12 protein-coding genes are annotated in these 14421 nt (G+C 61.1%); 9 read left to right on the top strand and 3 right to left on the bottom strand.

The features are described 5' to 3' along the window. Positions 1–179: 179 nt before the first annotated feature. Positions 180–1004 carry a shikimate dehydrogenase gene (gene aroE, locus JQ597_RS29085; RefSeq protein ID WP_212268918.1) on the bottom strand — a complete coding sequence of 275 codons (825 nt, stop codon included), beginning with the start codon at positions 1002–1004 and terminating at the stop codon, positions 180–182. A gap of 819 nt (positions 1005–1823) precedes the next feature. Between aroE and JQ597_RS29080 the strand changes: the two genes are divergently transcribed. The 4 genes from JQ597_RS29080 to JQ597_RS29065 all read left to right on the top strand — a co-directional run bounded on the left by JQ597_RS29080 (position 1824) and on the right by JQ597_RS29065 (position 7602). After that, positions 1824–2597, top strand: a complete 774-nt coding sequence (locus JQ597_RS29080) for a motility protein A (protein ID WP_212031723.1) — start codon at positions 1824–1826, stop codon at positions 2595–2597. 33 nt (positions 2598–2630) lie between these two features. Then, positions 2631–3458, top strand: a complete 828-nt coding sequence (locus JQ597_RS29075; protein ID WP_212268907.1) for an OmpA/MotB family protein — start codon at positions 2631–2633, stop codon at positions 3456–3458. 160 nt (positions 3459–3618) lie between these two features. Beyond that, positions 3619–5517 (top strand): potassium transporter Kup, encoded by a 1899-nt coding sequence (locus JQ597_RS29070; RefSeq protein WP_212268906.1) that lies wholly within the window; start codon positions 3619–3621, stop codon positions 5515–5517. Between the two features lie 153 nt (positions 5518–5670). Then, a complete protein-coding gene (locus JQ597_RS29065; protein ID WP_212268905.1) occupies positions 5671–7602 on the top strand; it encodes a potassium transporter Kup in 1932 nt (643 codons plus the stop codon). 172 nt (positions 7603–7774) lie between these two features. On the opposite strand, the gene JQ597_RS29060 is transcribed toward JQ597_RS29065, so the two are convergent. After that, positions 7775–8212 carry a hypothetical protein gene (locus JQ597_RS29060; protein WP_212268904.1) on the bottom strand — a complete coding sequence of 146 codons (438 nt, stop codon included), beginning with the start codon at positions 8210–8212 and terminating at the stop codon, positions 7775–7777. Between the two features lie 328 nt (positions 8213–8540). Here JQ597_RS29060 and JQ597_RS29055 point away from each other — a divergent pair, with 328 nt between their 5' ends. The 5 genes from JQ597_RS29055 (at position 8541) to JQ597_RS29035 (ending at position 12861) form a co-directional block, all read left to right on the top strand. Beyond that, positions 8541–8993: a GNAT family N-acetyltransferase gene (locus tag JQ597_RS29055; RefSeq protein ID WP_212268903.1), complete on the top strand. Its 453-nt coding sequence runs from the start codon at positions 8541–8543 to the stop codon at positions 8991–8993. Between the two features lie 218 nt (positions 8994–9211). Then, positions 9212–9490, top strand: a complete 279-nt coding sequence (locus JQ597_RS29050) for a rhodanese-like domain-containing protein (protein ID WP_249132915.1) — start codon at positions 9212–9214, stop codon at positions 9488–9490. A 25-nt stretch (positions 9491–9515) separates the two neighbouring features. Next, positions 9516–10685 carry an aminotransferase gene (locus JQ597_RS29045; RefSeq protein ID WP_192740427.1) on the top strand — a complete coding sequence of 390 codons (1170 nt, stop codon included), beginning with the start codon at positions 9516–9518 and terminating at the stop codon, positions 10683–10685. A gap of 5 nt (positions 10686–10690) precedes the next feature. Beyond that, complete coding sequence (locus tag JQ597_RS29040; protein ID WP_212268901.1) at positions 10691–11797, top strand: polyamine ABC transporter substrate-binding protein; 1107 nt, start codon at positions 10691–10693, stop codon at positions 11795–11797. Between the two features lie 143 nt (positions 11798–11940). Further along, entirely contained in the window at positions 11941–12861 is a 921-nt protein-coding gene (locus tag JQ597_RS29035) for a threonine ammonia-lyase (protein ID WP_283813460.1), read from the top strand. Between the two features lie 604 nt (positions 12862–13465). Here the strand turns inward: JQ597_RS29035 and JQ597_RS29030 are convergent. After that, entirely contained in the window at positions 13466–14401 is a 936-nt protein-coding gene (locus JQ597_RS29030) for a lipid A biosynthesis lauroyl acyltransferase (protein WP_212268899.1), read from the bottom strand. Positions 14402–14421: the final 20 nt, after the last annotated feature.

The following is a 14421-nucleotide window of genomic DNA, read 5'->3' as shown; positions in this document are numbered from 1 at the left end:
CTCTTGCGGACACAAACGAACGACCATTGCGCATTAGCCCGGATCCGTGCCTTTGCAAGCATGTCGCCTATTGGCACTTTTCGGACATGCCGCGCCACGCTGACGATGTCCGTTGATAGGGGCAAAGCGGACCTCGCGCTTTAGTGCGTCGAGGTCCGAGTTTGACCCGAAGCGGACATTCACGTCAACGGGACAGTCAGTTTAGCAATTACCGCGGCTGTTGCCGGCCTTACCCCGCGCCACCAAGCGAAAGCCTCGGCGGCTTGCTCGACGAGCATGCCGACGCCGTCGCAAACTCGGGCGACGCCCGATTCGCGGGCAAGGCGCAAGAATGGGGTCAACCCCTTGCCATAGGCGAGTTCGTAGGCGAGCGAGGCATTACTGAAGAAGTTTGCTGAGACCGGGAGAGCTTCGCCCCGCAAGCTTGCCGACGTGGCGTTGATCACGACATCATAGCGTTCCGCATCCTTTAGTCTGTCATAACCGCTCGCGATGACCGAGCCATACGAGCCAAAGGCTTCAGCGAGCGACCGCGCTTTCTCAAACGTCCGATTTATGATCACAAGCTCTGCCGGTCTGGCTTCAAGTAAGGGCAGCAAGGCGCCGCGCGCTGCACCACCTGACCCCAACAGTAAGACGCGCTTGCCTGGCAGGGGAATGCCTTGGTTGTATTCGATATCACGCAACAGGCCGACGCCGTCAAAGTTGTCAGCCTCGACCACATCGCCAACGAAGGACATCGCATTGGTGGCACCCGCAAGACGCGCGCGGTCGAGCAACTTGGTCGCATAGGAAAAGGCATCGAGCTTGAACGGTGCGGTGATGTTCAACCCGCGTGCGCCCTTGTGGCGGAAGGCGTCTACAGCTGCCGCGAAGCCCCCTTCGGGGGCTTCGATCGCCGTATACTCGAGCTCTTGGCCGGTTTGCTGTGCGAATGCACGATGGATCAGAGGCGACTTGGAGTGGCCGATGGGATTGCCGATGACGGCGTATCGATCAGTCATGGTCAAGTTGTCTTTCTGCCAAAGTGCTTGACGACCGGTTCCGCGTACAGCACGCCGTCGGGAACACGTTTATATCATGCGAAATCAAGGATGTCGGCTTCTGGCACAACTCGGACATGCCGACATGTCCGTGTTGAGTCCGTTATCGGGGGCAAAGCGGACTTGGGCCAGCAGCGCAGAGTAGCAGTCTGAGTCCAATTCGGCCTAAAGCCAAGAGCAAACCAGCATCAAATTCGTCGCGGACGCTGCCAGCAGCGCGATCAGGAGCGCGACGTGTAATTGCTCGGCGGAGGTCTTGAGTGTCGTTCCCATGGCGGTGAAAACATCCGGCGATTCTACCGGGGGAGTCTTGGAGATTATTTTTGGGGGGATTCAGAACTCGTTTACGACTCAGGAACTCGCCTGTTTTAGGCAGAGCCGCGCGGCGGGGGACGTTCAAAATACCCTTTCCACTTCAAAGGGACAAAAATTTCCGCACCTTTCAGTAAGTCGACGATTTATCAAGATTCTTCCACATCCTCCGAGCGCGCCACCTAAGCCACCCGTTTGCTTGTGCAGGGCCGCATGTGCCGCATCATCTCCACCCCGTGCGAAAGCGAGCCGAGCACTTGCGCGGCGCGTTAGGCACTTCGGCTTTTTGCTCAATCATTTCAATTGGGCCTTCTGTGACAGTTAGGCAGCGTAAGGATTTGTTAATGCTTATTTTTACGGTAACGCGTCTTTAACAGCGCCGACGTAGGGTTCAATTGGCGCGGCCCCCTATGGGGCGCGCCACCGTCCAGGACGGGCAGGTCGTTCGCGTACGCGTCGGAGTTCAGAATGGATATCACCACGCTAATTGGCCTGGTCGCCGGCGCCATCGTGCTGTGCACGCTGATTTTGATGGGTGGCGATTTCCGGATGTTCTACGACATCCACGCCGTCATCATCATTTTCGGCGGCTCGTTCGCGGCGACGCTGATCCGGTTTCCGCTCAGCGCGATCCTGCATGGCATGCCGCTCGGCGCCAAATTCGCTTTCACGATGAGCCGTCTGTCGGCGCGCGACCTGGTCGATGAACTCGCGCGTATCGCCGAAATCGCCCGCAAGCAGGGTCCGGTCGGGTTAGAAAAGGTCGATACCAACGAGCCGTTCCTCGCCAAGGGAATCCGCTACGTCGCCGACGGTTACGATCTCGAATTCATCCGCGACAACCTCGAGCGCGATCGCGACAATTTTTTGATGCACCTGAACGAAGGTTCGAAGATATATCGCGCCATCGGCGACTGCGCGCCGGCGTTCGGCATGATCGGCACGCTGCTCGGCATGGTGCAGATGTTCTCGAACATGCAGGATCCTTCGAAACTCGGTCCCTTCATGGCGGTCGCCTTGCTGGCAACGCTCTACGGCGCGCTGGTCGCAAACCTGATCTGTCTGCCGATCGCCGACAAGCTGCATGGCAAGCTGCTCGACGAGGAGACCAATCGCACGCTGATCATCGACGGCATCCTGATGATCCGGGATTCCAAGAGCCCGGCGCTGGTGCGCGAGATGCTGCTGGCCTATCTGCCCGAAAAGCATCGCCACGAGGAAGGCGAACTGGCGCCGGCCTGACCCTTCGGCAGCATCCAGGCGCGGATATAGAGCATGGCCAAGAAAAAACGCGAAGAGGCACACGGCGGTCACGGCTGGTTCGTGACGTTTGCCGATCTGATGGCGTTGCTGCTGGCCTTCTTCGTGATGCTGGTCGCGTTCTCCAGCCAGGACAAGGACAAGCTGAAGATCGTTGCCGGCTCGATGCGGGAAGCGTTCGGCGTGCAGACCGAAGTACGCTATTCCGGCATCGTCGAATCCGATGGTCTGCCGACGCGGCCGAAGATGAAGAACACCGCCCACATTTCGCCGGAAGACTCCTCCGCCACGCCGACCCCGGACGACAAGGAGCGTTCCCGCGAAAGCGGCGCCCGTATCACGGTCGATCGTGAGTTCGCGCTGGCTTCGGCGTCGTTGCGGCAGGCGTTGCAGGACCTGCCGGAACTGACCGAGATGTCCAAGCACATCATGTTCGAGGAGACCAGCCAAGGCCTCAATCTCGAGATCGTCGATCAGGAAGGGCGGTCGATGTTTGCCGATGGCTCCAAGGTGCCCCATGACCGCACCCGCCGGCTGATCCAGAAGCTCGCGGTTCCGCTGAAGGCGACGCCACTGCGATTGTCGATCGTCGGCCACACGGCGGCAGGCTTCCTGCCGGCGCGAAGCGATTATGGCGCGTTCGATCTTTCGGCCGACCGCGCCAACACGGTGCGTCAGATTCTGGAGCGCGAAGGCCTGCCGCCATCGCACGTCTTTGCCGTATCCGGCAAGGCCGACAGTCAACCGCTGTTTCCCGATGATCCGACGTTGCCGGCAAACCGTCGCGTGACCATCACATTAATGCGCGAAAATCCACCGCTTCCACCCGGTTTGAAGCCGTAATTCGCCGCAACTACCATCTTACCTCTCCAATAGTGTGATGAAATTTGCTTTGCTTGGGTGCCGCATCCCCAGCGGTGCTATGCTCGGCGATGATTGACAGGCGACGCAGAAGCGTCGATAGCCGCCCGGATCAAATAATTGAGAGCGTGTTTCCCGCGTCATGACTGTCAGCGCCACATCCACCGAGGCCCATGAGGGGCAGGTCACCTCAGGCTTTTGGGCCCTGACACTGGGCAGCATCGGCGTGGTGTTCGGCGACATCGGCACGTCGCCGCTGTATGCATTCCGCGAAGCCGTAACCCATGCGGCAGCGGGCGGGCCGGTGTCGCGCGAGATCGTGCTCGGCGTACTCTCCCTGATCCTGTGGTCGCTGTTCATCGTCGTGACCGCCAAATATGTGCTGCTGCTGCTGCGCGCCGACAATCATGGCGAGGGCGGCACGCTCTCCCTGATGGCGCTCGGTCAACGGGCGCTGGGCCGGCGCAGCTGGGTGTTGATGGCGCTGGGCGTCGTCGGCGCCTCGATGTTCATCGGCGATTCCATGATCACGCCGGCGATTTCGGTTTTGTCGGCTGTCGAAGGTCTCAAGCTCGTCGCGCCGGCGCTCGACCATTATGTGGTGCCGCTGACGATCTTCATTCTGGTGCTGCTGTTCTCGGTGCAGAGCAGCGGCACCGCGCGCGTCGCGTCGGCGTTCGGACCGGTCATGGTGGTCTGGTTCGCCACGCTGACGATTTTGGGCCTCATCCACATCAGCGACGATCCCACCGTTTTGCAGGCGATCAATCCCTATTACGCGATCCAGTTCGTGCTTTCGCACGGCATGATCGGACTGGTGACGCTGGGCCTGGTGTTTCTGGCGGTGACCGGCGGCGAGGCGCTTTATGCGGACCTCGGGCATTTTGGACGCAAGCCGATTCAGGCCGGATGGTTCTATCTGGTGATGCCGGCGCTTCTGATCAATTACTTCGGGCAGGGCGCCTTGGTGCTGTCCAATCCGGCGGCAATCGTAAGCCCGTTCTACCGGCTGGCGCCCGAAATCCTGCTGCTGCCGCTGGTGGTGCTTGCGACGGCGGCCACGGTGATCGCGAGCCAGGCGGTGATCACGGGCGCCTATTCGCTGGTGCGGCAGGCGGTGCAACTCGGCCTGTTGCCGCGGTTCGAGGTTCGTTACACCTCCGAGACCCATGCCGGGCAAATCTACCTGCCGCGGGTCAACCGGATGCTGCTGCTGGGAGTGATCCTGCTGGTGCTGCTGTTCCGCACCTCGAGCGGATTGGCGTCGGCCTACGGCATCGCCGTCTCCACCACCATGGTCGTCGACGGCATCATGGGCTTTGTCGTGATCTGGAAATTGTGGAACTGGCGCGCGGCGACAGCGGCCGCGTTGATCCTGCCGCTCGTAGTTGTTGATATGGCGTTCTTCACCGCCAACCTGTTGAAGCTGCTTGAAGGCGCCTGGGTGCCGCTGCTGTTCGGGGTCGCGATGGCGGTGATGATCTGGACCTGGCGCCGCGGCGCAGCGATCCTGATCGCCAAGACGAGGCGCATCGAGGTGCCGCTGATCGACCTGATCAAGAGTCTCGAAAAGCGTCCACCGCACATCGTCAAGGGCACTGCGGTGTTTTTGACCAGCGATCCGAATTTCGTGCCCACGGCGCTGCTGCATAATCTCAAGCACAACAAGGTGCTTCACGAGCACAATGTGATCGTGACGATCGAGACCGCACAGACGCCGCGCGTCGATCCGGCCGAACGCGTCAAGATGGAGACCATCAGCGAAAAATTCGCCACCGTGCGGCTGCGGTTCGGCTTCATGGAATCGCCGAACGTGCCCAAGGCGCTGGTGATCGCCCGCAAGCTCGGCTGGCAGTTCGACATCATGGCGACCTCGTTCTTCGTCTCGCGGCGCTCGCTGAAGCCGTCGGCGCAGTCGGGAATGCCGCAATGGCAGGACCACCTGTTCATCGCGATGAGCCGGTCGGCCAACGATGCCACCGACTACTTCCAGATCCCGACCGGACGCGTCGTCGAGGTCGGCACTCAGGTAACTATCTGATTACCTGACGAAATTTCGGTCCGTCAGCCCCCTGGAACCCATGCGCTGAATGCATATCGGAGGCCTGAATTCAGGCTAACCTATGCATTCACGACAGGAGTATAGGCCTGCACTTCCTGATTGTGCAGTGCGGCAAAAACCGAGGCCTGTCTGATGTCATCCCAGATTGCGATTACCGCGGCGGAAACGCCCGCGGCCAACGGGCATGGGGAAGCGCACTGCACCGCCGGCTTCAAGGCCTTGATGCTGGGTTGCATCGGCGTGGTCTATGGCGACATCGGCACCAGCCCGCTCTACGCGCTGCGCGAGGCCATTGTGGCGGCGAGCGGCAGCACAAGCAGCGCTGATCCTCAGGCGGTCCTCGGCGTTCTCTCGCTGATCCTGTGGGCGCTGGTCGTCGTGGTGACGCTGAAATACGTCGTCATCCTGCTGCGTGCGGACAACAACGGCGAAGGCGGAACGCTGGCGCTGATGGCGCTGGCGCAGCGCGGCGTCAGCAACAGCAAGGGCGCCGCCGCGATCGTGCTGCTCGGGATCATCAGCGGCGCGTTGTTTTACGGCGATGCCGTCATCACGCCGGCGCTGTCGGTGCTGTCGGCGATCGAAGGCATCAAGCTCGTCACTTCGACATTCGACCACTATGTCGTGCCGCTCACGGTGATCATTCTGATCGTGCTGTTCGCGGTTCAGTCGCGCGGCACCGCGCGGGTCGCCACGTTCTTCGGGCCGGTGATGTGCGTCTGGTTCGCGGTCATTGCCGTTGCCGCTCTGCCGCAGATCATGCGCCATCCCGAAGTGCTGCTGGCGCTCAACCCGCTCCATGCGGTTTCCTTCATGACCCATCATGGCGTGATCGGCTTCGTGACGCTCGGTGCGGTGTTTCTCGCCGTCACCGGCGCGGAAGCGCTCTACGCAGATCTCGGCCATTTCGGCAAACGGCCGATCCAGACCGCGTGGCTCTCCATCGTGCTGCCGTCGCTGGCGCTGAATTATCTGGGGCAGGGCGCGCTCCTGATCGGCGATCCCAAGACCATCGAAAACCCGTTCTTCCTGATGTTCCCGGATTGGGCGCTGATCCCGATGGTGGCGCTTGCTACGCTCGCGACCGTGATTGCGAGCCAGGCCGTCATCACCGGCGCCTATTCGCTGACGCGCACCGCGATCCAGCTCGGCCTGATGCCGCGGTTTGAGACCCGCCATACCTCGGAGTCGCATTCCGGCCAGATCTACATTCCGCGCATCAATCTGCTGCTGTTCATTTCGGTGATTCTGCTGGTGCTGCTGTTCCGCTCCTCCAGTGCGCTGGCCTCGGCCTACGGGATTTCCGTGACCGGGACCATGGTGGTCACGGCGATGATGGGCTTTGTCGTGGTCTGGCGGGTCTGGAAATGGTCGGCGGTGGCGGCCGCCGCGCTGATCGCGCCGTTCCTGTTCCTCGATCTCACCTTCCTTGCGGCCAATCTGCTGAAGGTGTTCGAGGGCGGTTGGGTGCCGCTGGCGCTGGGCGGCATCGTGATGCTGCTGATGTATACGTGGCGGCGCGGCAGCCGGCTGTTGTTCGAGAAATCGCGCAAGCTGGAATTCCCGCTGGTTGAACTGGCGGCGATGCTGGAAAAACGGCCGCCGCAGCGGGTCCCCGGTACGGCGGTGTTCCTGACCAGCGACCCCGAAAGCGCACCGACGGCGCTGATGCACAGCCTGAAGCATTACAAGGTGCTGCACGAAAAGAACGTCATTCTCACCATCGAAACCGCGCCGACGCCGCGGATCGATGATTCCGAACGGATCCGGATGGAGCAACTGAGCGAGACCTTCTCCAAGATGACGCTGCGGTTCGGCTTCATGGAATCGCCCAATGTGCCGAGAACGCTGGCGCTCGCCCGCAAGCTCGGCTGGCAGTTCGACATCATGGCGACGTCGTTCTTCCTGTCCCGCCGCGCGCTCAAGCCGGCTGCGCATTCGGGCATGCCGCGCTGGCAGGATCATTTGTTCATCGCGCTGAGCCGCAGCTCCAACGACGCCACCGATTATTTCCAGATCCCGACCGGGCGCGTGGTCGAGGTGGGAACGCAGGTGACGATCTAGGACGTGAACTCATATATCGAGATTGGCGGACGTCCGCTTTGTGCGCGCTACGGACTTAACTTGGACATCGCACCAGGCCCGAAAAGTGCCAAACTCGGACGTCGCATCGCTATTGCAGAGAGATTCTATTGGGGCATCAACGCAGAAAAGTGTTTGCACTCGTGTCGGGCGGCTAGAAAGAAATGTTCCACATCGCGACGCCTACTTCGCTCAACCGCCCATCGGCATCGAATTCCAAGTCTACGATCCACTGTTTGTGTCCAAGGACGTTGGGCGTCGTCGTTTGACAATCGACAAAGTCTTTTCTGGTCCGACCGCTGTTCGGCATATTCGTCGATCCACGAGCCTCCGGAAAGCGTTGCCGCAGCCGGGTGTCTGTGATCGGCTCAGCGATAGTCTGGCAGCCGAGTCCCTCCCTGCGGAGCACTGCGATGGCAGCTTCTCTTTCTGTTCTTAATGGCAATACTTCCAATAGCGCCTCACGTGCTGCTGCGGAGTCATTTGTGCTGCTCTTTTGCCGGGCGCGCATTTCGCCAAGTAGGCGCTTTTCTTGATAAAAGCTCTCAACTTGAGCACTCTTGAACCAAGTCCAGAGCGACAGTGATGCCACCAGTACGGCTATGACAGCCGTTACTACAAGGCAGACCAGCAGCGCGCCTCTAACGACTTTCCGCACAGAGCTACCCATTTTGCGACAGACCGCGAGAAGGCTATTTGGCAATTCCTAACAGTTTTTTGCCGATAGTTCCGGCAGGGTAACGTCCGAGTTGGGTCAATCGCGTCGATTTTGGCATTTCCACCGTATGTCTGGGCACGGGTCCAATCCCGGAAATGCCGTCGGTTTCGCCGGCTCGCATTAGGCTGCATTTGGTTGCATGAGCCCGCGTGCTGGAAGAACATAGGTGTATTCACGTCTCATTGTAGGATCACTAGTCGACATGGGTGCAGTCGTTCACCGCTTGGCAACCCACGACGACGCGCCCCGTTTGTTCGAGGTACGGCGCCGATCGATCCTTGAACTGGCACCGCGGGGAATGTCGATCGCAAATGCCGAGGCGTGGGCGGCCCAGCTCAACCTCGCCGGCATGGAGCGGAAGCTTCGCGAACAGGAAATATGGATTGCGGAGGCAGAAGGTGTTGTGGCCGGGTGGGGCGGCATCCGCGGCGACACTCTCGAATCGCTGTACACGGCCCCCGAATATGCCGGGCAGGGCGTCGGTGCTGCGTTACTCGACCGGCTCGAGGGACTGATGCGTGGACGGGGCTTTGAGACAGTTCGTGCGGAAGCGAGCCCAAATGCCATGGGGTTCTATCTGCGGCGGGGTTACAGGGTGACCGGTTCGCTGACCCCGGTCGGCGCCTGGCCCATAGCAAGGCAACTTTCGACCTGAAAACACCGCCGCGAGAGAATAAATGGCGCCAAGCGCGGGGGCCGCGTGACCGCGTTTCGATGGCCCATTAAACCGTTCGCAGCGCTTGATTTTCGCCGCGCCAGAGGCGACTTTGGCGCCCGGCTGGCGGGCGGGACCCTCAAAGCAGGATGTCGGGAGGATATTACGTGGCGGACCATCAGGTGCATGATTTGACGCCGGAAGAAGTCGCAAAGGGGATGGCGGAGGGACGCTATCTGCTCGTCGACGTGCGCGAGCCGAATGAGGTCGCCGTGGAAGCCTATCCTGGCGGTGTGGTGGTTCCGCTGCAGTCGTTCGATCCGGCGGCCATTCCGGACCCCAAGGGCAAGCAGGTGGTCTTCGCCTGCCGCTCCGGCAAGCGCTCGGTGACGGCGTCGCTGGCGGCGCAGGCCGCGGGGCTTCCCTATGACAAGCATTTGGCGGGCGGCATCATTGGCTGGAAGGCTGCGGGATTGCAGACCAAGGCCGGCGGTTGATTTTTCCAGGGACTGCTTTGAAAAAATGACCTCCATGAACAAGGTCTTCGCCGACCTTCCCGTCACCGTCTTCGAGGCGATGTCGCAAGCCGCGCGCGACAACAACGCCATCAATCTCGGCCAGGGTTTTCCTGATGATCCCGGGCCTGAGGATATCAGGCGCGCCGCCGCCGACGCGTCGATCAACGGCTATAACCAATACCCGTCGATGATGGGCATTCCGGAACTGCGGCAGGCGATCGCGTCTCACTATGGACGCTGGCACGGCCTCTCGCTTGATCCGATGAGCGAAGTGATGGTGACGTCGGGCGGCACCGAGGCGTTGACGTCTTCCATTTTGGCTGTGGTCGAGCCCGGCGATGAAGTTGTCTGCTTCCAGCCGGTCTATGACAGCTACCTGCCCATCATCCGGCAGGCCGGTGGCATCCCGCGGCTGTTGCGCCTCGAGCCGCCGGACTGGCGGCTCAGCGAGGAGATGCTCCGCAGCGTCTTCAATCACAAGACCAAGGCGGTGCTGTTCAACAACCCGCTCAATCCGGCCGCCGTAGTCTATCCGCGCGAGGACCTCGAATTGCTGGCGCGGTTCTGCCAGGAGTTCGACACCATCGCGATCTGCGACGAGGTCTGGGAACATGTCACCTTCGACGGCCGCGAGCATATCCCGCTGATCACGATCCCGGGCATGCGCGACCGCACCATCAAGGTCGGCAGCGCGGGCAAGATCTTTTCGCTGACGGGGTGGAAGATCGGCTTCGTCTGCGCCGCGCCACCGCTGCTGCGCGTGGCAGCGAAGGTGCACCAGTTTCTCACCTTCACGACCGCGCCCAATTTGCAGGCCGCCGTCGCCTACGGTCTCGACAAGCCGGCCGAGTATTTTTACGACATGCGCAAGGAGCTGGCGCGGAGCAGGGATCGCTTGACGAAGGGGCTCGAGAGCATCGGCTTTCCCGTCCTTAAATCACAAGGCACTTATTTCCTGACCGTCGACCTGTCGCCGCTCGGACTCAACGAGACCGACGTGCAATTTTGCCACCGCATCGTGAACGACTACAAGGTCGCCGCGATCCCGGTGTCGGCCTTCTACGAACAGGATGCCGTGACGTCGGTGGTGCGTTTCTGTTTCTCCAAGAAGGACGCCACCCTGGACACGGCGCTGGAGCGTTTGTCGGACGCGGTGCATCGCCGGAAGAGGTAGACGAGATGCACGACGGGACCCGCAATGTTGTTGGTTTCATTGGCGCGGTTGCCGCGATCCTGTTGTTGTCGCCGGCGCGAGCCGAAGAGCGCACGGTCAATTTCTACAATTGGTCGAACTACATGGCGCCTGGCGTGCTGGAGGATTTCACCAAGGAAACCGGCATCAAGGTAACTTACGACACCTTCGACGCCAACGAGACGCTGGAGACGCGGCTGCTCGCTGGAAAATCCGGCTACGACGTCGTCGTTCCCACCGGCTATTTCCTGCAGCGCCAGATCACGGCAAAGGTTTTCCTCAAGCTCGACAAGTCGAAACTGCCCAACCTCGCCAACGCCTGGCCGGTGGTGACGAAGCAACTCGCGACCTACGATCCCGGCAATAATTACGGCGCCAATTTCATGTGGGGCACCACCGGGATCGGCTACAACGTCAAAACGGCGCAGAAGATTTTGGGCGCTGACGCCAAAATCGACAGCTGGGATATCGTCTTCAAGCCGGAGAACCTCGCAAAATTCAAGGATTGCGGCATCCACATGCTGGATTCCGCCGACGACATTCTGCCCGCGGCGCTGAGCTATCTCGGCATCGATCCGAACTCGACCAAGCAAGCCGATCTGGAAAAGGCCGCCGATCTCGTTACCAGGATCAGGCCCTATGTCCGCAAGTTTCACTCGTCGGAATATCTGGGCGCGCTGGCGTCGGGTGAAATCTGCTTCGTGGTCGGATGGTCGGGCGACATCATGCAGGCGCGCAGCCGGGCGGCGGAGGCCAGGAACGATGTCGAGATCGGCTACACCATCCCGAAGGAGGGCGCGCAGATGTTCTTCGACAATCTCGCGATCCCGGCCGACGCCAGGAACGTGACGGAAGCCTATCAGCTGATCGACTATCTCTACCGGCCGGAGATCGCCGCCAAGAACTCGGATTTCCTGTCCTACGCCAACGGCAATCTGGCGAGCCAGAAGCTGGTCGATCCCAAAATCCTGGGCGACAAGAACATCTATCCGGATGAGGCGATCCAGAAAAAGCTGTTCGTGATCAACGCCCGCGATCCCGCGACCCAGCGCATCATCAACCGGCTCTGGACCCGGGTGAAGACCGGGAAGTAGAATCTATCGGCACGATCGCGCGGCGCAATATTCCAGGTCAGCATTCACGAGAAAAGTCGGACCGTCACAACAGCTGATTAGACACAGATGTGAATCTGCCTGATAAGCGGCGATGTTCATTCGCATTTGCCGCTAAGTCGAAAATGCCTGGTCCGTTGGTCGTTCCTTCCCCCGGCGATCTCCAATTCATTGCTCGCCAAGTCTTAGAGACTCCTGTGCGATCCTCGCCCGTGCTGGACGCGCAGGTCGGGCGGATGATCCACGTCAAGGACGAGACCGTTCAACGCAGCGGATCGTTCAAGTTTCGCGGTGCCGTACTTGGGTTAAGAAACGCCGAGCGAGGTGTTGTTGCTGCCGGAGCAGGAAATTTTCCGATCGCGGTTGGTTTGGCGGCTCAGGTGCTCGACAAACCAGCCTGTCTGATGATGCCCAGCGACGCACCGGATTTCAAACGAGAACAGGCGCGGAAAACCGGAGCTGAGATAAAGATCGCCGAGCGGTCGGAGTTGACTGCACGTGCGCAGGCGGAAGCGCGAGGACGCGGTTGGCGTAACCTGCATGCCTTCGACGACATCGAGATGATTGCGGGAAGCTATACGCTTGGTTCTGAGGTGGCAGCTGCCATTGAGGCGAGGAGTACTGCTTCCGATGCGGTGGTCGTGGCCTGCGGTGGTGGCGGACTGGCTGCGGGTGTGGCGCTTGCCCTGCGGTCGCGATCTATTTCCGCTGCGATCTATGTTGTCGAGCCGGCCACCCACCGGCGATATGCCCGGGCACGCGAAGCGGGGATGCCGGTCCGGATCGAACCTTCAGGGGATACGATATGCGATGCGCTACGCTCGCGTCAGATCGGGACGCGCGCATTCGAAATCCTGGAACGGTCGAACGTCCGGGTGTGCGCGGTCGACGGCGAGCTTGTGCAGGGTGCAATGACGCTGCTCCACGAGACATGCGGCATTCGGGCGGAGCCGAGCGGAGCGTTGGCGATGGGAGCGGTCCTCGCAGGCGCCGTCGACAGCGAGCATTCGCGCGTGTGGGTCATTGCTTGCGGAGGAAACGTGTAGGTGCCGTCGGTAATGGACGGGATACACGCGCGTGGAAATACATGCCGTTGTCGGCAAGATTTTGCGGTGTGAAACTCCTTTCGCGGACAGGACACCAGCCGTTTCAGGCATTTCCGCTTGGCACGGTGATTGCTTTCACCCTGAGTTGCTGCGGAAGGGTGTATTCATGATTACGAGTATGGCTGGTGCCGGGAGTTATTTGCGTCCCGCGCAAACCTCATCGACGACGGTGTTGACGCGGGCCGACGCGTTACCCGTTCCCCAGGCAGATGCAAGCACCACCGTAAGATCCCGGATGTTGGTGCGCTACTGTTGCCGGAACCCGAGGCAGATTCTATAGCTGCCGCCGGGAGCATCACATGACCAACATACTCACGTTCTTTTCAACGCGCACGCTGCTGCAGATCATCCTTGTCCTGGGGGCGACCGTCGCGATGAAGGCGTGGAACCTCGGCTTGGTGTTCGGCGGCTAAGCCAGCCTGCAGCCCGGATGAGTGAAGCGATATCCGGGGACACCACTGAGACCGGTCCTGGATATCGCGGAGCCTGTCATCGGGCGCGCATTCGCGCGACCCGTTGGCTCATCCGGGCTACCAGAGATGCGCTACCGCCACCTTCGGTGCAGCCACAGCCACTGGTCCGGATATTCGCGCACCCAGCCCTCGATGACAGAGGTCACGGCCTGCATCGTGCCGGCGATGTCGATCTGCCCCGATGCATCGCGCACCGGCTTGACCTCTTCGGAGAGTTCGGCGCGGAAGCGATGGTTGGGCAGGCGGATGATCCGCACCCCATGGATCGGGCATTCGACCTGGCGCACCAGGCGGGCCAGCGTCGGATTGGCCTTGGTCTTGCGGCCGAAGAAGGTGACGTCGACGCCGTTGGTCAAATACTGATCGACCAGCATCGCGACGTGCTGGTTGTTCTGCAGCGCTTCGGCGAGCTTGAGCGGCGCCTCACGGCCGGCCGGAATCAACGTGCCCATTTTGACGGCGCGGATCCGCTCGATCGCGCGATCGGCCGATTCGCTGTTGGGCCGCCGGAACAGGATCGCGCAATCGAGCCCGTGCGCGACGGCGCCGAGCGCCGGTATCTCCCAATTGCCGAGATGGCTCGCGAAGATGATGGCCGGCTTGCCGTCGTCCCTGAGCTGATCGAAGATCTGCTTGGTCCGCGCGCCGAACTCGACGCGGCTCGGCTTGTCCGGACGATCGACGTCGTAATCCCAGATGTGATCGAGATGGGCAAATTCGGCGCCGATGCGGCCAAGATTGTCCCAGACGCCGGCCAGGATCTTCTCGATCTCTTCCGGCGATTTTTCCGGGAAGGCGGCCGTGAGGTTCTCGCGGCCGATCCGGTCCTCACGCAGCCTGCGGCCGATGAAGCGCGTGACGCGGCCGAAGAAATTGGCGGTCTTGTCCGGATCGAAATAACGCGTGGTGCGCAGCAGGGCGATCGTCAGCGCACCCACGGCGGCTTCCGTGGCCGGCTTGGCGGCGTCGCGCAGGCGCGCCTTGGTGCGAAGGAGCAGGCGGTTCATGGGGACTACGATAGCGTTTT

Source organism: Bradyrhizobium sp. AUGA SZCCT0177, assembly GCF_018130125.1.
Classification (GTDB): Bacteria; Pseudomonadota; Alphaproteobacteria; order Rhizobiales; family Xanthobacteraceae; genus Bradyrhizobium.
Note: the sequence above shows the minus strand (reverse complement) of the source record. Positions and strands in the feature narration are given on the sequence as shown.

What these genes read in the sequence shown, in the direction of transcription:
- aroE (WP_212268918.1), bottom strand. Translation starts at nt 1,004, where the DNA reads ATGACTGATCGATACGCCGTCATCGGCAATCCCATCGGCCACTCCAAG.
- JQ597_RS29080 (WP_212031723.1), top strand. Translation starts at nt 1,824, where the DNA reads ATGGATATCACCACGCTAATTGGCCTGGTCGCCGGCGCCATCGTGCTG.
- JQ597_RS29075 (WP_212268907.1), top strand. Translation starts at nt 2,631, where the DNA reads ATGGCCAAGAAAAAACGCGAAGAGGCACACGGCGGTCACGGCTGGTTC.
- JQ597_RS29070 (WP_212268906.1), top strand. Translation starts at nt 3,619, where the DNA reads ATGACTGTCAGCGCCACATCCACCGAGGCCCATGAGGGGCAGGTCACC.
- JQ597_RS29065 (WP_212268905.1), top strand. Translation starts at nt 5,671, where the DNA reads ATGTCATCCCAGATTGCGATTACCGCGGCGGAAACGCCCGCGGCCAAC.
- JQ597_RS29055 (WP_212268903.1), top strand. Translation starts at nt 8,541, where the DNA reads ATGGGTGCAGTCGTTCACCGCTTGGCAACCCACGACGACGCGCCCCGT.
- JQ597_RS29050 (WP_249132915.1), top strand. Translation starts at nt 9,212, where the DNA reads ATGGCGGAGGGACGCTATCTGCTCGTCGACGTGCGCGAGCCGAATGAG.
- JQ597_RS29045 (WP_192740427.1), top strand. Translation starts at nt 9,516, where the DNA reads ATGACCTCCATGAACAAGGTCTTCGCCGACCTTCCCGTCACCGTCTTC.
- JQ597_RS29040 (WP_212268901.1), top strand. Translation starts at nt 10,691, where the DNA reads ATGCACGACGGGACCCGCAATGTTGTTGGTTTCATTGGCGCGGTTGCC.
- JQ597_RS29035 (WP_283813460.1), top strand. Translation starts at nt 11,941, where the DNA reads ATGCCTGGTCCGTTGGTCGTTCCTTCCCCCGGCGATCTCCAATTCATT.
- JQ597_RS29030 (WP_212268899.1), bottom strand. Translation starts at nt 14,401, where the DNA reads ATGAACCGCCTGCTCCTTCGCACCAAGGCGCGCCTGCGCGACGCCGCC.